A 19,360-nucleotide genomic window follows, 5' to 3' on the forward strand; every position below is an offset into this window, starting at 1 on the left:
CAGGAACGCCGGGACTATGGTCAAGTTAGCGAATGGGCGCGGCGTACTGGATGCCACCGTCGCTCCACAGGGCGTTCAGACCGCGCTCGAGACCGATCGGGGTCGATGGGCCGACGTTGCGCTCATAGGTCTCGGCATAGTTACCGACCAGCTTGACGATCTGGTAAGCCCAGTCCTTAGTCAGGCCGAGCGGGGTGCCGAAATCGCCTTCAACGCCGAGCAGGCGCTTGATGGCTGGGTTGTCGGAGCCGAGCATCTCGTCGACATTGGCCTGCGAAACGCCGAGTTCCTCAGCTTCGAGCAGGGCAAAGTAGGTCCAGCGCGCAATGTTGAACCAGGTCGGGTCGCCAGCGCGAACCACGGGGCCCAGTGGCTCCTTGGAGATGATCTCGGGCAGGATGATATGATCATCCGGCACGGCGAACTTGGAACGTTCAGCGGCCAGAGCCGAGGAGTCCGTGGTGTAGACGTCGCAACGGCCGTCTTCATAGGCCTTCACGACTTCGTCCTGATCGACGAACACGACGGTGTTGAATTCCATGCCATTGGCAGCGAAATAGTCAGCAGCGTTCAGTTCGGTGGTGGTGCCCGATTCCAGGCAGATGGCGGCGCCGGACAGGTCGAGTGCCGAATCGATGCCGTCGGCCTTGCGGACCATGAAGCCCTGGCCGTCATAGAACATGGTGCCGACAAAGCTGATGCCGAGCTGGGTATCGCGGCTCATGGTCCAGGTGGTGGTACGCGACAGCACGTCGACTTCGCCAGCCGAGAGAGCGGTGAAGCGTTCCTGGCTGGTCAGCGAGGTGAAGCGAACGGCGTCTGCGTCATTGAAAATGGCGGCGGCAAGGGCACGGCAATAGTCGACTTCCAGACCCGTCCAGACGTTGTTTGCGTCGGGGGCGGAGAAACCGGCCACGCCACCAGTCACACCACACTGGATGTAACCCTTGGCCACTACGTCTTCGAGAATGGCTGCCTGTGCAGTAGTCGCGCCAACGAGGCCGATCGAGGCCGCGAGTGCGAGCGTTACGAGCGATTTTTGCATGTTGTTGCCTTTGTTTCCTGACCGTGTGTCCCGGGGTGGTGGGCGAACCCAATTCCCCGGTGGCACCTCCACTCTTTCAAGAGCAGTTGTGATGCTGCTAAGCATGCAAGCGTCTATTGACCGATACGTCAAGGGTAGAAGGCGGCTTGAGACAGCGACGCTGACACTTATTTGGACACCGCCATGTGTTTGACTGGATATTGAGCAACGAGCCCAGCATGAATGATAAAAAAAGCGGCAACGCAGAGCTTTCCGTCGAAACCATCCTGACCCATCACGGTCGTGAACCGGACGACCAGTTCGGCTTCGTCAATACGCCGGTCTATCGCGGCTCCACCGTGCTGTTCAAAACCCTCGACGATATGACGGGGCAGAAACAGCGCTATCTCTATGGCCGCGCCGGCAATCCCACCACGGAAAGCGTCGAGGCGGTGATCACCGAACTCGAAGGCGCCTATCGCACGCGCCTGGTGCCCTCGGGTCTGGCGGCGATCACCATTGCGGTGCTGAGCTGCGTCAAGGCGGGCGACGATGTGCTGATCTCGGACAGCGCCTATGAGCCAGGCCGTTCCTTTGCCGATGGCTTCCTCAAGCGCATGGGTGTCACCGCACGCTATTACGATCCGCGGATCGGCGCCGGCATCAGCGGGCTGATGCAGCCCAATACCACCGCAGTACTGGCGGAAAGCCCCGGCTCGCTGACCTTCGAGGTGCAGGATATTCCGGCGATTGCCGCTGCGGCACATGCCAATGGGGCGCGGCTGATCGTCGACAATAGCTGGGCCAGCCCGCTCTATCACCAGCCGCTGGCGCTGGGCGCCGACTTGGTCGTGCATGCCGGCACCAAGATGTTCGTCGGCCATTCGGACGCCTTTGCCGGCACCATCTCGACCACAGAGGCGGCCTGGCCTGAAGTGGAAGCGACGCGGGCGCTGCTGGGCTTTTTCACCTCGGGCGATGACGCCTTCCTGGTGGCGCGCGGCCTGCGCACGCTGGCGATCCGCATGAAGGAGCATCAGGCGCGGGCGCTCGATATTGCCGGCTGGCTCGAAAGCCAGGACGAGGTGGTGCAGGTGCTGCATCCAGCGCTGCCCAGCCATCCCGACCACGCCCTATTCAAGCGCGATTTCACGGGGTCGGGGAGCCTGTTCAGCGTCATGCTGGCCCCTGCCCCGCGCGCGGCGGTGGCGGCCTTTGTCGACGGCCTGGGTATCTTCACCATGGGCTATTCCTGGGGCGGCTATGAGAGCCTGTGCATCCCGGTCAAGCTGGGGGCCAACCGCACGGCAAAACCCTGGACGGCGGCGGGCAATCTGTTCCGGCTGCATATCGGGCTGGAAGGCGTCGATGACCTCAAGGCCGACCTCAGCGCGGCGATCGCGCGCTACGCTGCGGCCCGCTAGGGACGCGCAGCCGCGCCGGACGGCCAGATGGCCTCCGGTGCCAGCAGGAGCGGGCCCCGAGGCGGGTGCCGCCTCCGGTAAGTTAAAGTAGTGAGACGATAACCGCCTCGGGGCGCCGGTTTTTGGAACTGTCCGGTCCTAGGGGTCGCTCGCCCTGTCGCAACCGAAGCGTGGAACCTGTGGGAGAGGCGTCTCCCACCCGGCTCACCCCACCACTGTTCGCCTGCAGGCCGCCCATGCGGGGTGATGGGTAGAGTATGCGCGCAGTTTTACAGGCGGGGATAAGCGGGACAAAAGGGCGATCAGGCGATCAGGCGCGACCGCGGAACAGGCGGCGCAGGCTGGGCAGGCCGCGGAAGCGTATGCTGCCGTCGGCGCGGGCGGCAAACAACCAGCGCCGGCGGGCAAATTCGTTGCGGATGATGTAGGCCCCTAGCCCGCCGACAACAAAGCCGGCAATGACGTCCGTGGCGTAGTGCTGGCCGGTGACAATGCGCGACAGGCCGGTCATCACGGCGATGAAGAGGATGAGCGAAAAGAAGCGCGGAAACAGGAAGCCAACCACCAGGGCGGTGCCGATGGCCGTGGTGCTGTGACCGGAGGGAAAGCTCTGGAAGCTCCAGTCGTTGAGAATCGGCTGGAAGTGGAAAGCCCCCAGTTCCGGGTAATGGTCCGGGCGGGCGCGACCGAACAGGCGCTTGAGCAGGTTGCCCGCCAGACCCGGCAGGCCGACGGCGACAAAGATGAAGCCCGACAACAGACTGAGTTCGGCAATGGCCGCCCGATAGCGCCTGACAGGCAGACGCAGGGCGAGCAAGGCCAGCAGCAGAATCAGCAGCGAGGGGATCAGCACCCAGTCGGACAGGCCAAAATGGGTGACAAAGCCAAAGGGCGCCCGCCATACCTCGGGCCAGGCCCGCAGCGTCACCGAGATCCAAGCGTCAAAAAAGAGCAGCACAAACAGTACCAGAATGACCGCCGCAGCGGCGTCGGGCCAAGACTTCCGGGTCAGCCCAAAGGGCCAGCGACGTTCAAGGTTCTGCATGCCAGTTCAATGAACGTGCGGGAAGTTTTCGTCAATCCAGAGAAAGTTGGTGTGGTTGCGCTTGCCCTTGGTCGGAGAACAGGCTAGGTGACGGCGGTGATCTCGGAGTGTAGCTCAGCCTGGTAGAGCACTGGTTTTGGGAACCAGGGGTCCAAAGTTCGAATCTTTGTACTCCGACCATCACAATTCGCCTTTTGGCGCACCGCATCGTGTTGAGGACTTTGCATGACCGCCCGCATTTACCGCCCGGCCCCAAACGCCATGCAGTCGGGAAAAGGCAAGTCCAAGCAGTGGGTCTTGATACACGAAATGGCCGCGCCGCGCGGCATTGACCCGTTGATGGGCTACACCACTTCCAGCGATACCAGGCAGCAGGTTCGCCTGTCGTTCGACACGCAGGAAGAGGCCGAAGCCTATGCCCAGAAGAATGGCATCGCCTATTCGGTGCAGCCGGCGCACGAGACCACGCCGCAGCGTTCAAGCTATCCCGACAATTTCCGGGCCGACCGCAAGACTCCCTGGACGCACTGATCTTCCATCCCGCCGCCTGACGACCATGTGCTGCAAGCGATTGCGGCGCATTATTCTTGTTGCCGGTGTTCTGGCCAATCTGGCCACGAGCGCACCACAATAGTCCCCCTCGCCCGCCGTGCACGCGATCAATTCGCGGCCAGAGGCTTGCCCAGGCGACAGGCTTGCGTGTTTGCTGGGTGCAGCAGGGAGTGGCGATCATGGGCAAGGCTACAGGCATAGGCGGGGTTTTCTTTCGGGCGCAGGACACTGCCGGGCTCGCTGCCTGGTACGAAACCCATCTGGGGGTAACAGGTTTCTGGAATCAGGAGGCGGGCCTGACCGTGTTTGCGCCGTTCAAGGCGAATACGGATTATTTCGCGGCCGACCGGCAGTGGATGATCAATTTCCGGGTCGATGACATTGGCGAACTCATCGCCCAGCTGCAGCAGGCCGGAATCACCGTCGAGACGCGGGACGAATGGGACACGCCGGAAACCGGCCGCTTCGCCCGCATTCACGACCCCGAAGGCAATCCAATCGAGCTGTGGCAGCCACCGGCGGGTCCGGTCGACTCGTCGACCGAATAAGTCTTTGGCATTGGCAATTTGAGCTGCCAGACTGGCCCATCGAGGAGCCGTTCATGATGTCCCTTTCTGCCCGCCTGTTCGCCGCCCTCTGCATGTTGGGCCTGGCCGCGCCCGTCGCCGCTGCGCCGGCGCTTTGGGAGGTCCGCGATGGCAATAGCGCCATTCGGCTCTTCGGCTCGGTTCATGTCCTGCCCGAGGACCTGGCCTGGCGTACCCCTTTGTTCGACGCCATGCTGGCCAGGGCCGACCGGGTGATCTTTGAAACCGATCTCAGCTTCGCCGCCATGACCGAACTGGGGGCCCGTGCCTATGTCGAGGGCATCTATGTCGACGGCACGCTGCTGACCGACATCATCGATGACGAGATGGAGCGCAAGCTGCGCGAATTTGCAGCGTCAGCGGCCGTGCCCTTCGGCACGCTGCTGGCGATGAAGCCATGGATGGCGGCCAATACCGTCTCGGCCGCTGCCATGGCATCGCGGGGCTATACGGCAGCGGGCGTCGAGCTGGTGCTGCTGCCGGAACTGGAGGCGGGGCGGATGGGCTATCTCGAGACCGGCGACGAACAGCTGGCCGTGCTGACTGGCGGGTCGGTGGAGGAGCAGCTGGCGATGCTGGCCGCCACACTGGACGATATGGCGAGCCTGTCCAAGCTGATGAGCAAGGTGCTGCAGCGCTGGGTAAGCGGCAATCCCGACGCCCTGGCAGCGGTGCTTGCCGTGGAAGCGGGGGGCATGGACGCGGCCTTCATGGACCGGCTGATCCATGCGCGCAATCGCAACTGGATCGCACCGCTCGAGACGATGCTGGCCGATGATGTGGAAAGCCTGGTGATCGTGGGTGCCGGCCACCTCGTGGGCGATGGCAGCGTGCTCGAGCTTCTCGAGGAAGCCGGCTACACCGTCGAACGCCTGCAATAGACGTGGGGCCCGCCTCGCGGTAACGCGCCGCTGTAACGGCGCGCCGCCCTGCGCTAGACGTCGACCTTGAAGTCGAGGTCCATTTCGGACGCCGGGACGCCGTTGAGCCCCCAATTGGGCCGATCGACCTCCACCAGCAGCACCTTGATGTCGGCGGCGACCAGGCCAAAGGGCGCCAGCCGCGTGACCAGCGCCTGGTAGAGCCGGCGCTTGGCCTCGATGCTGCGGCCGGTGAACAGGGCGATCTCGATGGTGGTGCGACAGGGATTGGCGCCTGCGGGCAGCAGGAAATCCTCGGGATCGAGCTGGATCAGCCTGATATCGCGATCGCGGTCGGGGATCAGCAGACCCTCGACCAGCGATTGCTGCACGGCCTCAAGGAAATCGGCCCGGCGGCTGCCGAGCCAGCCCTTGCGGGTTTCAATGCGGGTGGATGGCATCGCCGCGGCCTCTAGACGTCACTCAACCTGGTCCACTTGCCGTCATTCTTGCTCGACTGCACCGAAGCCATGATGAACTGCATGCCCTCAACGCCATCGGCCAGGGTGGGCAGCAGCCCTTCATAGGCGGCGCCCTCGCCGCGGATGACGGCGGCGAACTGGCTGTAGAGCGTGGCGAACGCTTCTAGATAGCCTTCGGGATGGCCCGATGGGATGCGCACATTCATGGTCGAGGCGGCATTGCCCGAAATGGCGCCGCCGCGGGTCAGCAACTGCCTGGGTTTGCCGAATTCGGTGAACCACATGTAGTTGGGATTGTCCTGGCGCCACTCGATGCCGCCCTTGTCGCCATAGACGCGCAGTTGCAGGCCGTTTTCGCAGCCGACGGCGACCTGGCTGGCCCAGAGCATGCCCTTGGCGCCGCCCTCGAAGCGCAGCATGATATGCACATTGTCGTCGAGCTGGCGGCCTTCGACAAAGCTGGTGAGGTCGGCCGAGACGGAATCGGTCTTGAGGCCGGTGACGAAGCGCGCCAGGTTATAGGCATGGGTGCCGATATCGCCGATGGCGCCGCCCGCCCCCGAGCGCGCCGGATCGGTACGCCAGGAAGCCTGCTTGTTGTCGTCGCTGGTGGCTTCGGTCAGCCAATCCTGCGGATATTCCACCTGAATGACGCGGATCGTGCCCAGGGCGCCGGATTCGACCAGTTCGCGGGCCTGCCGGATCAGCGGATAGCCGGTATAGTTGTGGGTCAGCAGGAAGCGCGCGCCGTTTTTCGGCTGGATCGCGGCCAGCTTGCGCGCGTCCTCGATGGTGGCGGTAATCGGCTTGTCGCAGATGACGTGGATGCCAGCCTCGAGGAAGGCCTTGGCGGGGCCGTAATGCATGTGGTTGGGCGTGACGATGGAGACGGCTTCGATACCGTCCGGGCGGGCTGCCTCGGCGCGGGCCATTTCCTCATAGGAGGTATAGATGCGGTCTTCCGCCAGGCCGATATTGCGGCCGGACTCCAATGCGACCTCGGGGCGCGACGACAGGGCGCCGGCCACCAGGTCATAATCGCCATCGATGCGGGCCGCGACGCGGTGCACGTAGCCGATGAAGGCGCCGGTGCCGCCGCCAACCATGCCCAGACGAATGCGCTTTGCGCCGTTTTCAGCCATTGGTGTGCTCCTAGCTCAGACCGAGGATTTTGCGATTGGCGGCCAGATCGGTGCCGGCCGAGGCAAAATCGTCGAAGGCGTGTTCGGTGACGTGGATGATGTGGTTCTTGATGAACTCGGCGCCCTCGCGCGCGCCGTCCTCGGGATGCTTGATGGCGCATTCCCATTCCAGCACGGCCCAGCCGGCAAAATCGTACTGCGCCATCTTGGAGAACACGGATGCGAAATCGACCTGACCGTCGCCGAGCGAGCGGAAGCGCCCTGCCCGGTTGATCCAGCTCTGGTAGCCGCCATAGACACCCTGGCGACCGGTCGGGTTGAACTCGGCATCCTTGACGTGGAACATCTTGATGCGCTCGTGATAGATGTCGATGTAGTCGAGATAATCGAGCTGCTGCAGCACGAAGTGGCTGGGATCATAGAGCAGGTTGGCGCGCGGGTGGTTGTTCACGCGCTCAAGGAACATCTCATAGCTGACGCCGTCATGCAGGTCTTCACCGGGGTGAATTTCGTAGCAGAGGTCGACGCCGTTCTCGTCAAAGACATTGAGGATCGGGGTCCAGCGGCGGGCCAGTTCGTCAAAGGCCTCTTCGACCAGGCCGGCGGGACGCTGCGGGAAGGGATAGAGGAAGGGCCAGGCCAGCGCGCCCGAAAAGGTCGCGTGTTCGGTCAGGCCCAGATTCTGTGACGCCTTGGCGGCCCAGAGCAGCTGCTGCACCGCCCATTCCTGGCGCGCCTTGGGATTGCCATGCACGGAAGCCGGGGCAAAGCCATCCAGCATGGTGTCATAGACCGGATGCGCCGCGACCAGCTGGCCCTGCAGATGGGTCGAGAGCTCGGTGATCTCGATGCCATGGCTGGCGGCGGTACCCTTGAGTTCGTCGCAATAGGTTTTTGACGTCGCCGCCTTTTCCAGATCGATCAGGCTGCCGACCCAGGTGGGAATCTGCACGCCCTTGTAGCCATAATTGGCGGCCCAGCCGCAGATGGCATCGAAGGAATTGAACGGGGCAGCGTCGCCGGCGAACTGCGCCAGAAAGATGGCGGGACCCTTGATCGTACGCATGATTTTCTCCTCTGATGGCGCTTGGCGCCCTGGTCTTTTGCCGCTTTTGCAGAAACAGGCGGAGGGGTTGGCCGCCGCCTGCTCAATCATCGCGTGAGTGTCGACCGGCACCCTGTGCCTGTCAATGAGGTACGAACCTCACTATTTCAGCAGTGCCTGGGCGTCGGCCGGCGTCAAGGCCATCGGGCGTTCGCAGGTGGTGCTGAGTGTCAGCACCTGGCCGCTCTCGCCGGCCTTGAGCAGGCTGGTCATGACGTCGACGGCATGCAGGGCCACGTCAAGGCCGCACCGGGCGGTATAGCCGCCGTCGATGGAGGCCATCATGTCAGCGAGGCCCGCCGTGCGGTAATTGGCGCGGGGGGTGGGCTTGTCGAGGTCCTGGTTGGCAATGCCGAAGGGGTGATCCCAGGGCGTGACCGTGCTGCGGGTGCCAGCGATGTCGGCCGTAACCAGATCGCCGCCGAAGAAGTTGGGATCGGGCACGAAGATCGAGCCATCGGTACCATAGAGCTCGATATTGTGGTGGCCATGCGCCGCCACGTCCCAGCTGGCGCCGATGGTAATGATGGCGCCGGAGACGAATTCAAGCACGCCATGGATGGTGGTAGGCGTGCCGACCTTGACGAAGGTGCCCTTGAACGGCCCTTCGGCGGTTACTTCGCGCTCGGTGCGGGCCATGTTGGTGAAGGCCGAGAGGCGCTTGACCGGGCCGAGCAGATGGATCAGCTCGGTGACGTAATAGGGGCCGAGATCGAGGATGGGACCGGCGCCGACCTGGAAGAAGAAGTCGGGGTTGGGGTGCCAGTGCTCCATGCCGCGGCTCATCACATGGGTGGTGCCGCTCATGATCTTGCCGAGCTGGCCGCTGTCGATGATCTGGCGGGCCTGCTGATGGGCGCCACCGAGGAAGGTGTCCGGCGCGCTGCCGACCTTGAGCTTGCGCTCCTCGGCGGCCTTCTTGAGCGAGGTGCCCTCTTCGAGCGACAGCACGAAGGGCTTTTCCGAATAGGCATGCTTGCCGGCCGAGATGATGTCCATCGACACCGAATAATGGGTCGAGGGAATGGTCAGGTTGACGATGACGTCGAGCTCGCTGTTCTTGAGCAGCTCGTCGGGCGTCTGGGCGGTGACACCAAATTCCTCGGCCCGCTTCTGCGCGGCGGCGGGAATGATATCGGCCACGGCGCGGACCTCGAGCCCCTTGAACAGGGGCGCGAGGCGCAGATAGGCGGCAGAGATATTGCCGGCACCCATGATGCCGACGCCAAAGGTCTTGGCCATGCTTACTTCCACTTCTTGGCGGCAGCGATCGAGCGCGTGGCAAAGCGCACCGCATCGGACGGCTTGTCGTGTTCGGCGACGAAATATTCAGCGCGGGTCTTGGAGGTGACCTTGCCGATCAGCTCATCCCAATTGAGGACGCCCTGCCCGACATCGGCCCAGCCGTCTTCGTCGAGGCACTCGCCCGCCGGCGCGATATCCTTGACGTGCACGGCGGTGATGCGGTCGCCATATTTGTCGAACCAGGCGACCGGGTCGGCCTTGCCGCGGACGATCCAGGCGACGTCAGCCTCCCATTCGATCTGGGGTGCGGTCTCGAGGATGATTTCCATCGGCGTGCGGCCCGAGCTGGTCGGCACGAATTCGAAATCGTGGTTGTGCCAGCCGAAGCCATAGCCATGCTTGGTATAGGTCTCGGCGGCGCCGGCCAGCATTTCAGCCAGTTCGAGCCACTTGGACTCGTCGGTGCTGCGGCCCTCGGGGCCGATATGGGGACAGAAGATCTTCTTGATGCCCAGCGTCTCGGCGGTCTTGAGCGTGGTCGAGACATCGGCGACCTGGGCCGGGCCGAAATGGCCGGTCGGCATGGAGAGGCCGTTCTTCTTGAGATTGGCGGCCAGCGCCGCCGGATCGGCGTAGAGGCCGCCATAGCCTTCGACCTGAGTGTAGCCAAGGGTGCCGAGCGTGGCGAGGAAATCCTCGAGCGAAGGGACATTGCGGGCGCTGTAGAGCTGGAATGACAGTTCGGTCATTTTGGCCTCATTGTAACGTTGGAATTGGGCATTGCGACGCGTCTGGCGGTGCCAGGTAGCTAGCGCTGTTTGAAAATGGTGTCCTGCGCGACGGGCAGGTCAATTGCCGTAAAGTAACATGACCGGCGATTGCGTCGGGCGGGTGGCGGGGCGCAACGGAGCGCCCCGCAGTTCAGGGCAGGCCTAGAGGCGATTGGTGGTATCGCTGCTGAACAGCGAGCCACGCCCGGGATCGAAGCCGAGGCGGACCTTCTGGCCGGACTGGATGACCACGTCGCTGTCGCAACGGAAGGTCACCGACTGGCCGGCAATATTGGTCCAGGCCAGGGTGTCCGAACCCATAGGTTCGACGATCTCGATCTCGGCATCGGTCTGGAACGGCATGCCGGCGGCGGCATCGCCCAGAACGATATGCTCGGGACGAATGCCCAGCACGGCCTTGATGGCGCCGGTCACCGGGGTGGTGAAGCCATAGGTGCCGACCGGAACGGCGGTGCCGTCCTTGGCCGTGAAGGTGGTGCCGTCCAGCGTACCCTCGAACATGTTCATCTGCGGCGAGCCGATAAAGCCGGCCACATAGAGGTTGACGGGCCGGTTATAGATGGTGTGCGGGTCGCTTAGCTGCTGAATGACGCCATTCTTCATGACGGCAATGCGGTCTGCCAGGGTCAGGGCCTCGATCTGGTCGTGCGTCACATAGATCATGGTATTCTTGAGCCGGTGATGCAGCCGCTTGATCTCGACGCGCAAATCCGAGCGGAGCTTGGCATCGAGGTTAGACAGCGGCTCGTCGAACAGGAATACGTCCACGTCGCGCACCAGGGCACGACCGATGGCCACGCGCTGGCGCTGACCGCCCGACAGGTTGGCCGGCTTGCGATCGAGCAAGGCTTCGATCTGGAGAATCTCGGCGGCGCGGGCCACGCGTTTTTCGATCTCGTCCTTCTTCATGCCGGAGACACGCAGGCCGAAGCTGAGGTTCCGCTCGACCGTCATCTGCGGATAGAGCGCATAGGACTGGAACACCATGCCGATGCCGCGATCCTTGGGCTCGAGCCAGGTGACATTCTTGCCGCCGATGAAGATCTGCCCGTCGGAGACATCGAGCAGGCCGGCGATGCAGTTGAGCAAGGTCGACTTGCCACAGCCCGAGGGCCCCAGCAGCACGATGAACTCGCCCTGGGCAATCTCGAGGTCGAGATGCTCGAGGACTTTGACGCTGCCGAAATTGAGCGACAGGTCGCGGATGGAAACGCTATTTTGCATTCGAGTTATCCCTTCACCGCACCGGCAGCAACACCGCGGACGAACCACTTGCCGGAGACGAAATAAACCGCCAGCGGCACAAGGCCGGTCAGAACGGTAGCGGCCATGTTCACGTTGTATTCGGGCGTGCCCTGGGCCGAGTTGACGATGTTGTTGAGCTGGACGGTCATCGGGTAATTCTGCGTGCCGGCGAAGACGACACCGAACAGGAAGTCGTTCCAGATACCGGTGATCTGCAGGATCAGCGCCACCACGAAGATCGGCAGGCTCATGGGCAGCATGATCTCGAAGAAAATGCGCCAGAAGCCGGCACCATCCACACGTGCCGCCTTGAACAGTTCCTGGGGCAGCGACGCGAAGTAGTTGCGGAAGAGCAGCGTCAGGATCGGCATGCCGAAGACGGTATGGACGATGATGACGGCCTGCAGGGTACCGAAGATGCCCAGCTCGCGGGTAATCATCACCATGGGATAGAGGAACACCTGGTAGGGGATGAAGGAGCCGAAGATCAGGATGGCAAAGAAGATTTCCGAGCCCTTGAAGCGCCAGTTGATCAGCGCATAGCCGTTCACGGCGGCGATGAAGATCGAGATGATGGTGCTTGGAATGGTGATCTTGACCGAGTTCCAGAAACCCGGGGCCAGACCCTGGCAGGTCAGGCCGGTGCAGGCGCTGGTCCAGGCCTTTACCCAGGCGTCGAAGTTTGGCGCGGTGGGCAGCGAGAAGATGTTGCCGAAGCGGATTTCGGGCATCGACTTGAGCGAGGTGGTGAACATCACGTAGAGCGGAAACAGGTAGTAGAGCGAGAACATCACCAGGATCGAATAGATGATGATCTTGCGGGGCGTGAAGAACGGCTTTGGCCGGGGGCCGCGCGGCTCGACGGCGCCGTCGACAGTGGCCGGCATGGCGCCGGTCATGGTTGAGGTCTGGCTCATGTGCGACGTCCCTTTCCACCGAATTCAAGATAGGCCCAAGGGATCATGATGATCAGCACGGAGAGCAGCATCATGGTTGCAGCGGCAAGGCCCTGGCCGATATTGCCGCCCGAGAACATGTAGTTGTAGACGTATTTAGCGGGCACTTCCGAGGAGATGCCGGGGCCGCCATTGGTGAGCGCCACCACAAGGTCGTAGAGTCGGACGATGCCTGAACCAATGATCACCACGGCCGTGACGAGCACGCCGCGCATCATGGGAATGACGATCGAGACATAGGTGCGCCAGGTGGGAATGCCGTCGATGCGGGCAGCCTTCCAGATTTCCTCATCGACGCCGCGCAGGCCGGCCAGCATCAGAACCATGCAGAAACCCGTGCCATGCCAGAGACCGGCGATGAGCAGGGCGAACAGCACCATGCGGGGATTGGCGATCCAGTCGAAAGTGAAATCGGTCCAGCCCAGATTGCGCATCGTCCCCTGCAGGCCCAGGGTCGGGTTCATGATCCACTGCCAGACGAGGCCGGTAACGATGAAGGACAGGGCAAAGGGATAGAGCATGATGGTGCGGAAGGCGCTCTCGAAGCGGATCTTCTGGTCAATCAGCACCGCCAGGATGAAACCCACGACCAGGGTAAAGACCAGCGACATCACGCCATAGGCGACGAGGTTGGTGATCGATACGTTCCAGCGGGACGTGGCGAACAGGCGCTCGTATTGCTCGATGCCGACGAACTTGCCGGTGGGCAGAAGTTTGGAATTGGTAAACGAGTAGTAGATCGTCCAGAGCGTGCAGCCGACGAAAACGACCAGCACGGTGACCATCATGGGCAGCGCAGCGATCTTGGCGGGCAGGTTGTGGAAGAGGATTCTTTTCAGCAGGCTGGGTCGATTGACCGTCGCGCCGGCTTCCAAGGGAAGGGCAGAGTCCGCCATCAATGTATCTCCAAGAGTGGGTGGCCGACCTTGGAGAAAGGTCGGCCACCGCTTTCATTCCTGGGAGCAAGCTCCCAGCTGAAAAGCCGGAGGCTTACTCAGCCGACTCGATGATCGAAGCATAGCGCTCGATGTAGTCGTCGACAGTGATGCTGTCGTCGGCAATGAACTCGGTGCTCAGATCCTGCAGCTGCTGCTGGGTATCGCTGGTGAGGGCGAAGTCACCCGATGGCAGCAGACCGTTGCCGAGCATGCCGAGAGCCTTCTGCATGCAGGGATTGGCGGCAGCCAGGTCGATGTCTGTGCGGATCGGCATCGAGCCCTTGACCATGTTGAACTTGAGCTGGGCTTCAGGCGAGATCAGGATGCGGGCCAGCTGGGCCTGGGCATCGAGGACGGCCTGATCGGTGCCTTCTGGCAGCTTGGGGAAGTAGAACGAATCGCCACCGCCGGTGAGCTGGTCACCCAGACCCAGAGCAGGCAGACATTCGTAGTTTTCACCGGGGACGCCGCCGGCCACCTGCAGGTCACCCTGCAGCCAGTCGCCATGGATGTTGCCGGCTGCAGTGCCTTCGAGCAGCTGCGTACCAACGTCGCCGAAGGACGGCACCATCATGTCAGGAGAAATCACCGAACGCAGCGAATCAAGGGCTTCGGCAACCTTGCGGAATTCAGGGCCACGCACGGCTTCGACGTCCTTGTCGCGGTTGATGGCGAGCACCAGATCGCTGCCACCAAGGCCCGACATCAGCACGCCGGGAACGCCCGAAATCGGCCAGCCGGTCGCCAGACCGAATGGCAGGACACCGGCTTCCTGCAGCGCCGGCCAGGATGCTACATACTCGTCCCAATTGGTGGGAACGGGCTGGCCGATCTTTTCATAGGCAGCGGTGGACAGCCACAGCCAATCCCAGGAATGGATATTGATTGGCAGGCAGTAGAGGCCGCCTTCGAACTTGCAGGGCTCGAGCAGGCTCTTGTCGACATAGAAGCTCTCGATGTCCATGTCGGCGACGACATCGGTCAGATCGCGCATCAGGCCGGCCTGGATGAGTTCCTCGGCGTCGCGGCCGGTATTCATCTGGGTGGCACCCATTGGATCGCCGCCGATGATGCGGCTGATGATGACGGGGTTGGCACCGGTGCCCGAGCCGGCCAGGGCGCTATCGACCCAGGTATTGCCGGTCTGCTCTTCGAAGACCTTGGCGAATTCGGCGATGGCGGCAGCTTCACCAGCCGACGTCCACCAGTGCGTGACTTCGAGATCAACGGCCATGGCCGCAGTCGTGCTCATCAACGCAGCAGCCATAGCGGCTGCCACTGTAAACTTCTTCATAGATTGTCCTCCCAACGATCACTTGGAGCGAAACGCTCCCGCGAAGCCGTCAGCCGCAAGGTTGTCTTCTTGTGAGACATCCCGAGCTGACTGCGTGTAATCGATTGCATTTCCGGCATGCCGAAATCTCTGCAATCGATTGCATTAGTTTCATACACGACTTGCAGACCTGTCAAGATCGATTTAGACAAATGCGTTGCTGACAGCGAGAGGGGGCGCTGCCAGGCATGACAATCTCTAAAAAAACGCCTACGATTCAAGACGTTGCCCAATTTGCCAAGGTGTCCACAGCGACGGTGAGCCGAGCCTTGTCACGCCCGGAGCGGGTCAGCTCGCAGACCCGCGAGCGGATCTCGGAGGCGGTTCGCCTGACGGGCTATACGCTCAACCAGGCGGCCCGTTCGCTGCGTCAACGGACGGCGCGGACGATCCTGGTGGCCCTGCCCGACATCCGCAACACATTCTTCTCCAGCATTCTTGATGCCATCGAGCGCGAGGCCTGCCAGCGCGGCTATGGTGTGCTGGTGGTGAATCGCTTTGCCGGCGAGGGGGCGGTGCGCCGGCTGCACGACTATTTCCTCTCCAACCGCGCCGATGGCCTGCTGCTGCTCGACGGCTCGGTTGACCTGGCGCAGTTGCTGGTACTGACCGGGGAACCGGCCAATGTCCCGCTGGTGATGGCCTGCGAAACCATTGATGGCGCGCCATTCCACACCGTCACCACCGACAATATGTTCGCCGCCGAGATTGCGACGCGGCACCTGATCGGGCTGGGCCATACCCGCATCGGCCATATCAGGGGCCCGGCGCATAACGGGCTAACGCTGGCGCGCGAGACGGGCTTTGGCAAGGCCATGGCGGCCAGCGGGCTGGCGGTGCATCCGCAATGGATGTTCGCCGGCGGGTTCGACATGGAGCGCGGCCTAGCGGTCGCCGAGCAGTTCATGGCCCTGGCCGAACGCCCCAGCGCCGTGTTTGCCGCCAATGACGAATCAGCCATCGGCTTCCTGTCCGGCCTGCGCCGGCATGGCGTGGAATGTCCGCGCGACGTGTCGGTGGTGGGCTTCGACGACCTGGCGGTGGCGGCGCATGTCTGGCCGCCGCTGACCACGATGCGCCAGCCGCGTGCGGCGTTGGGCCGGCTGGCCGCGGAGGCGCTGATCGACCTGATCGAAGGCAAGCCGCGCAATCGCGTGCCGCTGCATACCGTGCTCAGTTCGGGGCTGGTGGTGCGCGGCAGTACCGCGCCGATGGTGGCGGCCACCGCGACCGTTGGCCCGCAACGACGGGAGAACACGGCTGCGGCCTTCCTTTTGTGACAGAATCCGCTACATGGAGCAGGTCTGGGTGTGGTCCCGTAGCTCAGCTGGATAGAGCAGCAGCCTTCTAAGCTGTTGGTCGCAGGTTCGAGTCCTGCCGGGATCGCCAGATATTCTCCCCCTGCCGGTGGCTAGAAATCAAAGCCCATCTGCGAGACGGCGGTGGGCCGGGCTGGTTTTGCCGGCGCCGGGACCGCGGCTTCTGCAGCAAGGATTGGCAACGGGAGGGCGGGTGTCGCAGCCGGTTTGGCCTGGCGCCTGGCCTTGGGCTGCGGTGGCGGTGCGTCTGCCGGGACGACAACAACCGGCACCTCAGCGATCTTGGAGGCCGGCAGCAGGCCGGCCAGCCAGCGCTGCACCGGCGCCAGCTTGCCGGGGTGCAAGGCATAGCGGTTTTCCCGGCCGAATTTCTTTTCGCTGATCAGGCCGGATTGCTTGAGCACCCGCAAATGCCGCGAAATGGCCGGCCGGCTGATCCGAAAGGCAGCCGCCAGCACGTGTACGGGCTGCGGGCCGCCCTGCAGCAGCTCGATCAGGCGGCAGCGAGTCGGATCAGCGAGGGCGACAAGAATGGCGATCGGGGGCATGGTGGTTCCCAGGCGTTTCCTGCTGCCTAGGTAACGATGGGGTTACTCGTCAAGGGGCGCACTGGATATGCAACCGATTGTTCACCAGATACGTTGGTCCGGCGTTCATGATGCCCCGCGATCGGTCGGCATTGGCAATATTCTGGTCACTTCCCTGCGCGAAGGTCGGAACAGGGAGACATGGCATGGAAAAATCTCAGGCGGCCTATTCGTGGTGGAGCCGGGCACATCGCCCCTATACCACCGCTGAGCTGATCGCCGACGGCATTGTGCATGTGCTTGGCCTGCTCGGCGCCGGCGCTGCCGGTGCGGTTCTCCTGGCCTTTGCCATCATGGAAGCGGCGCCAGAACTGCCGGCGCTATCGATCTATGTCACCAGCCTTATCGTCGTGCTCGGGGTGTCGCTGGCCTATAATCAATGGCCCGTTTCGCCGATCAAGATGTGGCTGGCGCGCCTCGACCAGGCGGCCATATTCCTATTCATCGCGGGCACCTATACCCCCTTCCTGGCGGTGCTGGGCGGCACGACGACCGGCGCGTTGATGACGACGTTCGTGTGGGGCGCGTCGCTGGTCGGGGTAGCGCTCAAGCTGATCGTGCCCGAGCATTTCGGCCGGCTGGCCATCGCGCTCTACCTGGCCATCGGCTGGAGCGGCATCCTGGTATTCCAGTCCCTGGCACAGACCCTGCCCCACTCCACCATGATGCTGGTGCTCGCCGGCGGCGTCACCTACTCGCTGGGCATCATTTTCCATCTGTGGGAAAAGCTGAAGTTCCAGAATGCGCTATGGCACGTCTTCGTCGTGGCCGGCGCCAGCCTTCACCTCTGGGCGGTAATCGACTTCATGGTGATCCACCCGGTCTAGACCATTTCACCGTTTCTCTGAAACGGCTCAATGGCTCTAGCTCTTTGGTTTGTCGCGTTTTCAGCAAAAGTGGAGCCACTTTTGCTGAAAACGCTCTAGTCGACCGGCGCGCCGACCCGCTCGTGTTCGATGGTGTCACCCGGCTGCAGGCCAAGCTCTTCGGAGCGACCACCGGGAATTTCCAGCACGAACTGCACCGGCACCTGCGAGGGAATGGAGGTCAGGTCCTGCGGCCGCGCGTTGGCATGGATGGTCTTGACCACCCCGTCGGCGCCGACAAAGATCATGTCGAGCGGGATCAGGGTATTGCTCATCCAGAAGGAGACCTCGCGCTCCTGCTTGAAATCAAACAGCATGCCAGCGTCGTCGGCCAGTTCCTCGCGGAACATCAGACCCTTGGCGCGGCTTTCCGGCGTGTCGACCAGTTCGACATTGAAGACGTGCTCGCCCGTGGCGGTATGCAGCACCAGCTTGCCCTCGTCGCTGCAGGCGGCAAGCGGAGCTGCCACCATGAGCACGGCCAGGAGCACGCCAGCACGCCGTAAAGCGGGCGCAAAGCCTTGGGCATTCATCATCAGAATATTCCTAGTGCGAGGAGGGAGCGTCGCCCCAACCATCGGGCCGAATTTCGGCGACCATAAGGCCCTTGGGGCCATTGCCGTAGCGGACCAGCACAAACTGCCCGGGCCGCAATTCGGTGATGCCGAAGCGGCGCAGGGTTTCCATATGCACGAAAATGTCGGGCGTGCCCTCGCCGGCCGAGAGAAAGCCGAAGCCGCGAATGCGGTTGAACCACTTGACCTCGAGACGCACCATGCCGGAGGTCGCCTCGACCACGACATGGGTGCGCGGCGCCGCCATCTGGGCCGGGTGCCGGGCGGTGGATTCATCCATTGAAACGATGCGGAAGGCCTGCAGCCCACCGGGCCGGTTGAGCGCCTCAACGACAATGCGGGCACCCTCATGGGCGCTCTGGTAACCGTCGCGGCGCAGGCAGGTCACGTGCAGCAGGACATCGGGCATGCCATTGTCGGGCACGATGAAGCCGAAACCCTTGCCGGCGTCGAACCATTTGATGGATCCGGCAATCTCGATGGTGTCGAGCCCGGATTCGCCGGAACTGACAGAGGGATCGGCGTGCGTCACCGCACTATCCTCCTGCGACAAGCCCAAGGGCTCGTCACCATTGCCACCAGAATCGGCCCCCATCGTCCCAGCCCCTTGTACTCGCCCCGCCACTGCGAGGTACTCCACACTAGACGCCACTCTGTCCGATTCAGGGTCGCTTGTTAAGCATCTCTTAGGAATTTGTTGTGTGGTGCGGCGATTGCGGCATGGCGCGACACTTGCTAGGCCAAGACCAGAGCGAAATTGCACTGAGGAACACGCCATGCGCTATTTGCACACAATGGTTCGCATCACCAATGTCGAGGACAGTTTGCGCTTCTACTGCAACGGCTTGGGCCTGGAAGAAGTGCGCCGCATCGAGAATGAGAAGGGGCGCTTCACGCTGATTTTCCTGGCGGCACCGGGCGACGAAGGCGGACAGGTCGAGCTGACCTATAACTGGGATCCCGAGGTCTATACCGGTGGTCGCAATTTTGGCCACCTGGCCTATCGGGTCAAGAACATCTATGCGCTATGCCAGCATCTGAGCGACATGGGCGTGGTGATCAACCGCCCGCCGCGCGACGGCCACATGGCCTTTGTGCGCTCGCCGGACGGGATTTCGATCGAGCTGATCCAAGAAGGTGATCTGGCGCCGCAGGAGCCGTGGCTGTCAATGCCCAATACCGGCAGCTGGTAACCGGCGCTGCGAAACCTAACGATTTGCTAACCTTGGCGCTTAGGGTGCGGTTAGCAAAACCGATGGTATTTTACTGACTTCAGCGACGGGC

21 protein-coding genes and 2 tRNA genes are annotated in these 19,360 nt (G+C 62.7%); 9 read left to right on the plus strand and 14 right to left on the minus strand.

Annotation, left to right across the window (positions count from 1 at the left end; translation table 11 throughout):
• Positions 1-25: 25 nt before the first annotated feature.
• Positions 26-1,045 carry an amino acid ABC transporter substrate-binding protein gene (locus AC4NN3_RS04950; protein WP_491925985.1) on the minus strand — a complete coding sequence of 340 codons (1,020 nt, stop codon included), beginning with the start codon at positions 1,043-1,045 and terminating at the stop codon, positions 26-28.
• Positions 1,046-1,263: 218 nt separating this feature from the next.
• Between AC4NN3_RS04950 and metC the strand changes: the two genes are divergently transcribed.
• A complete protein-coding gene (gene metC, locus AC4NN3_RS04955; RefSeq protein ID WP_491925986.1) occupies positions 1,264-2,448 on the plus strand; it encodes a cystathionine beta-lyase in 1,185 nt (394 codons plus the stop codon).
• Positions 2,449-2,758: 310 nt separating this feature from the next.
• Here the strand turns inward: metC and AC4NN3_RS04960 are convergent, their stop codons facing one another.
• Positions 2,759-3,493: a phosphatase PAP2 family protein gene (locus AC4NN3_RS04960; protein WP_491925987.1), complete on the minus strand. Its 735-nt coding sequence runs from the start codon at positions 3,491-3,493 to the stop codon at positions 2,759-2,761.
• Between the two features lie 103 nt (positions 3,494-3,596).
• On the opposite strand from AC4NN3_RS04960, the gene AC4NN3_RS04965 reads away from it, so the two are divergent.
• The 4 genes from AC4NN3_RS04965 (at position 3,597) to AC4NN3_RS04980 (ending at position 5,513) form a co-directional block, all read left to right on the plus strand.
• Positions 3,597-3,673, plus strand: a tRNA-Pro gene (locus AC4NN3_RS04965).
• A gap of 45 nt (positions 3,674-3,718) precedes the next feature.
• On the plus strand, positions 3,719-4,024 hold the full coding sequence (locus AC4NN3_RS04970) for an ETC complex I subunit (protein WP_193336138.1): 306 nt from the start codon (positions 3,719-3,721) through the stop codon (positions 4,022-4,024).
• A gap of 200 nt (positions 4,025-4,224) precedes the next feature.
• Positions 4,225-4,593 carry a VOC family protein gene (locus AC4NN3_RS04975; RefSeq protein WP_491925988.1) on the plus strand — a complete coding sequence of 123 codons (369 nt, stop codon included), beginning with the start codon at positions 4,225-4,227 and terminating at the stop codon, positions 4,591-4,593.
• Between the two features lie 53 nt (positions 4,594-4,646).
• Positions 4,647-5,513, plus strand: coding sequence for a TraB/GumN family protein (locus AC4NN3_RS04980; RefSeq protein ID WP_491925989.1), 867 nt, complete (start codon positions 4,647-4,649; stop codon positions 5,511-5,513).
• 53 nt (positions 5,514-5,566) lie between these two features.
• On the opposite strand, the gene AC4NN3_RS04985 is transcribed toward AC4NN3_RS04980, so the two are convergent.
• From AC4NN3_RS04985 to AC4NN3_RS05025, 9 genes are all read right to left on the minus strand, one after another.
• Positions 5,567-5,953 (minus strand): tautomerase family protein, encoded by a 387-nt coding sequence (locus AC4NN3_RS04985; RefSeq protein ID WP_193336141.1) that lies wholly within the window; start codon positions 5,951-5,953, stop codon positions 5,567-5,569.
• 11 nt (positions 5,954-5,964) lie between these two features.
• On the minus strand, positions 5,965-7,116 hold the full coding sequence (locus AC4NN3_RS04990; protein WP_491925990.1) for a Gfo/Idh/MocA family protein: 1,152 nt from the start codon (positions 7,114-7,116) through the stop codon (positions 5,965-5,967).
• A 10-nt stretch (positions 7,117-7,126) separates the two neighbouring features.
• Complete coding sequence (locus AC4NN3_RS04995; RefSeq protein ID WP_491925991.1) at positions 7,127-8,182, minus strand: sugar phosphate isomerase/epimerase family protein; 1,056 nt, start codon at positions 8,180-8,182, stop codon at positions 7,127-7,129.
• Positions 8,183-8,323: 141 nt separating this feature from the next.
• A complete protein-coding gene (locus tag AC4NN3_RS05000; protein ID WP_491925992.1) occupies positions 8,324-9,463 on the minus strand; it encodes a Gfo/Idh/MocA family protein in 1,140 nt (379 codons plus the stop codon).
• Between the two features lie 2 nt (positions 9,464-9,465).
• Positions 9,466-10,215 carry a sugar phosphate isomerase/epimerase family protein gene (locus tag AC4NN3_RS05005; RefSeq protein ID WP_491925993.1) on the minus strand — a complete coding sequence of 250 codons (750 nt, stop codon included), beginning with the start codon at positions 10,213-10,215 and terminating at the stop codon, positions 9,466-9,468.
• A 183-nt stretch (positions 10,216-10,398) separates the two neighbouring features.
• Positions 10,399-11,481 (minus strand): ABC transporter ATP-binding protein, encoded by a 1,083-nt coding sequence (locus AC4NN3_RS05010; protein ID WP_491925994.1) that lies wholly within the window; start codon positions 11,479-11,481, stop codon positions 10,399-10,401.
• A 5-nt stretch (positions 11,482-11,486) separates the two neighbouring features.
• Positions 11,487-12,401, minus strand: coding sequence for a carbohydrate ABC transporter permease (locus AC4NN3_RS05015; protein ID WP_491926464.1), 915 nt, complete (start codon positions 12,399-12,401; stop codon positions 11,487-11,489).
• A gap of 14 nt (positions 12,402-12,415) precedes the next feature.
• On the minus strand, positions 12,416-13,354 hold the full coding sequence (locus AC4NN3_RS05020) for a carbohydrate ABC transporter permease (protein WP_491925995.1): 939 nt from the start codon (positions 13,352-13,354) through the stop codon (positions 12,416-12,418).
• A 94-nt stretch (positions 13,355-13,448) separates the two neighbouring features.
• The gene (locus AC4NN3_RS05025; RefSeq protein ID WP_491925996.1) at positions 13,449-14,690 is read right to left on the minus strand and encodes an ABC transporter substrate-binding protein; all 1,242 of its coding nucleotides are present in this window, start codon (positions 14,688-14,690) and stop codon (positions 13,449-13,451) included.
• Between the two features lie 227 nt (positions 14,691-14,917).
• Between AC4NN3_RS05025 and AC4NN3_RS05030 the strand changes: the two genes are divergently transcribed.
• Positions 14,918-16,009: a LacI family DNA-binding transcriptional regulator gene (locus AC4NN3_RS05030; protein WP_491925997.1), complete on the plus strand. Its 1,092-nt coding sequence runs from the start codon at positions 14,918-14,920 to the stop codon at positions 16,007-16,009.
• A gap of 32 nt (positions 16,010-16,041) precedes the next feature.
• Positions 16,042-16,118 (plus strand) — tRNA-Arg (locus AC4NN3_RS05035).
• Positions 16,119-16,140: 22 nt separating this feature from the next.
• Here AC4NN3_RS05035 and AC4NN3_RS05040 read toward each other — a convergent pair.
• The gene (locus AC4NN3_RS05040; protein WP_491925998.1) at positions 16,141-16,596 is read right to left on the minus strand and encodes an ArsR/SmtB family transcription factor; all 456 of its coding nucleotides are present in this window, start codon (positions 16,594-16,596) and stop codon (positions 16,141-16,143) included.
• 185 nt (positions 16,597-16,781) lie between these two features.
• On the opposite strand from AC4NN3_RS05040, the gene trhA reads away from it, so the two are divergent.
• Positions 16,782-17,462 carry a PAQR family membrane homeostasis protein TrhA gene (gene trhA, locus AC4NN3_RS05045; RefSeq protein WP_491925999.1) on the plus strand — a complete coding sequence of 227 codons (681 nt, stop codon included), beginning with the start codon at positions 16,782-16,784 and terminating at the stop codon, positions 17,460-17,462.
• Between the two features lie 95 nt (positions 17,463-17,557).
• On the opposite strand, the gene AC4NN3_RS05050 is transcribed toward trhA, so the two are convergent.
• Positions 17,558-18,037 carry a DUF192 domain-containing protein gene (locus tag AC4NN3_RS05050; protein WP_491926000.1) on the minus strand — a complete coding sequence of 160 codons (480 nt, stop codon included), beginning with the start codon at positions 18,035-18,037 and terminating at the stop codon, positions 17,558-17,560.
• Positions 18,038-18,047: 10 nt separating this feature from the next.
• Positions 18,048-18,671, minus strand: coding sequence for a cold-shock protein (locus tag AC4NN3_RS05055; protein WP_491926001.1), 624 nt, complete (start codon positions 18,669-18,671; stop codon positions 18,048-18,050).
• A gap of 181 nt (positions 18,672-18,852) precedes the next feature.
• Here AC4NN3_RS05055 and AC4NN3_RS05060 point away from each other — a divergent pair, with 181 nt between their 5' ends.
• Complete coding sequence (locus AC4NN3_RS05060) at positions 18,853-19,269, plus strand: VOC family protein (protein WP_491926002.1); 417 nt, start codon at positions 18,853-18,855, stop codon at positions 19,267-19,269.
• The last annotated feature ends 91 nt before the right edge of the window (positions 19,270-19,360 follow it).

The organism is Devosia sp. MDV22-iso42 (assembly GCF_058629155.1).

Excerpts from the sequence above, each read along its gene's own strand:
- AC4NN3_RS04950 (WP_491925985.1), bottom strand. The coding sequence starts at position 1,045 with ATGCAAAAATCGCTCGTAACGCTCGCACTCGCGGCCTCGATCGGCCTC.
- metC (WP_491925986.1), top strand. The coding sequence starts at position 1,264 with ATGAATGATAAAAAAAGCGGCAACGCAGAGCTTTCCGTCGAAACCATC.
- AC4NN3_RS04960 (WP_491925987.1), bottom strand. The coding sequence starts at position 3,493 with ATGCAGAACCTTGAACGTCGCTGGCCCTTTGGGCTGACCCGGAAGTCT.
- AC4NN3_RS04970 (WP_193336138.1), top strand. The coding sequence starts at position 3,719 with ATGACCGCCCGCATTTACCGCCCGGCCCCAAACGCCATGCAGTCGGGA.
- AC4NN3_RS04975 (WP_491925988.1), top strand. The coding sequence starts at position 4,225 with ATGGGCAAGGCTACAGGCATAGGCGGGGTTTTCTTTCGGGCGCAGGAC.
- AC4NN3_RS04980 (WP_491925989.1), top strand. The coding sequence starts at position 4,647 with ATGATGTCCCTTTCTGCCCGCCTGTTCGCCGCCCTCTGCATGTTGGGC.
- AC4NN3_RS04985 (WP_193336141.1), bottom strand. The coding sequence starts at position 5,953 with ATGCCATCCACCCGCATTGAAACCCGCAAGGGCTGGCTCGGCAGCCGC.
- AC4NN3_RS04990 (WP_491925990.1), bottom strand. The coding sequence starts at position 7,116 with ATGGCTGAAAACGGCGCAAAGCGCATTCGTCTGGGCATGGTTGGCGGC.
- AC4NN3_RS04995 (WP_491925991.1), bottom strand. The coding sequence starts at position 8,182 with ATGCGTACGATCAAGGGTCCCGCCATCTTTCTGGCGCAGTTCGCCGGC.
- AC4NN3_RS05000 (WP_491925992.1), bottom strand. The coding sequence starts at position 9,463 with ATGGCCAAGACCTTTGGCGTCGGCATCATGGGTGCCGGCAATATCTCT.
- AC4NN3_RS05005 (WP_491925993.1), bottom strand. The coding sequence starts at position 10,215 with ATGACCGAACTGTCATTCCAGCTCTACAGCGCCCGCAATGTCCCTTCG.
- AC4NN3_RS05010 (WP_491925994.1), bottom strand. The coding sequence starts at position 11,481 with ATGCAAAATAGCGTTTCCATCCGCGACCTGTCGCTCAATTTCGGCAGC.
- AC4NN3_RS05015 (WP_491926464.1), bottom strand. The coding sequence starts at position 12,401 with ATGACCGGCGCCATGCCGGCCACTGTCGACGGCGCCGTCGAGCCGCGC.
- AC4NN3_RS05020 (WP_491925995.1), bottom strand. The coding sequence starts at position 13,354 with ATGGCGGACTCTGCCCTTCCCTTGGAAGCCGGCGCGACGGTCAATCGA.
- AC4NN3_RS05025 (WP_491925996.1), bottom strand. The coding sequence starts at position 14,690 with ATGAAGAAGTTTACAGTGGCAGCCGCTATGGCTGCTGCGTTGATGAGC.
- AC4NN3_RS05030 (WP_491925997.1), top strand. The coding sequence starts at position 14,918 with ATGACAATCTCTAAAAAAACGCCTACGATTCAAGACGTTGCCCAATTT.
- AC4NN3_RS05040 (WP_491925998.1), bottom strand. The coding sequence starts at position 16,596 with ATGCCCCCGATCGCCATTCTTGTCGCCCTCGCTGATCCGACTCGCTGC.
- trhA (WP_491925999.1), top strand. The coding sequence starts at position 16,782 with ATGGAAAAATCTCAGGCGGCCTATTCGTGGTGGAGCCGGGCACATCGC.
- AC4NN3_RS05050 (WP_491926000.1), bottom strand. The coding sequence starts at position 18,037 with ATGATGAATGCCCAAGGCTTTGCGCCCGCTTTACGGCGTGCTGGCGTG.
- AC4NN3_RS05055 (WP_491926001.1), bottom strand. The coding sequence starts at position 18,671 with ATGGGGGCCGATTCTGGTGGCAATGGTGACGAGCCCTTGGGCTTGTCG.
- AC4NN3_RS05060 (WP_491926002.1), top strand. The coding sequence starts at position 18,853 with ATGCGCTATTTGCACACAATGGTTCGCATCACCAATGTCGAGGACAGT.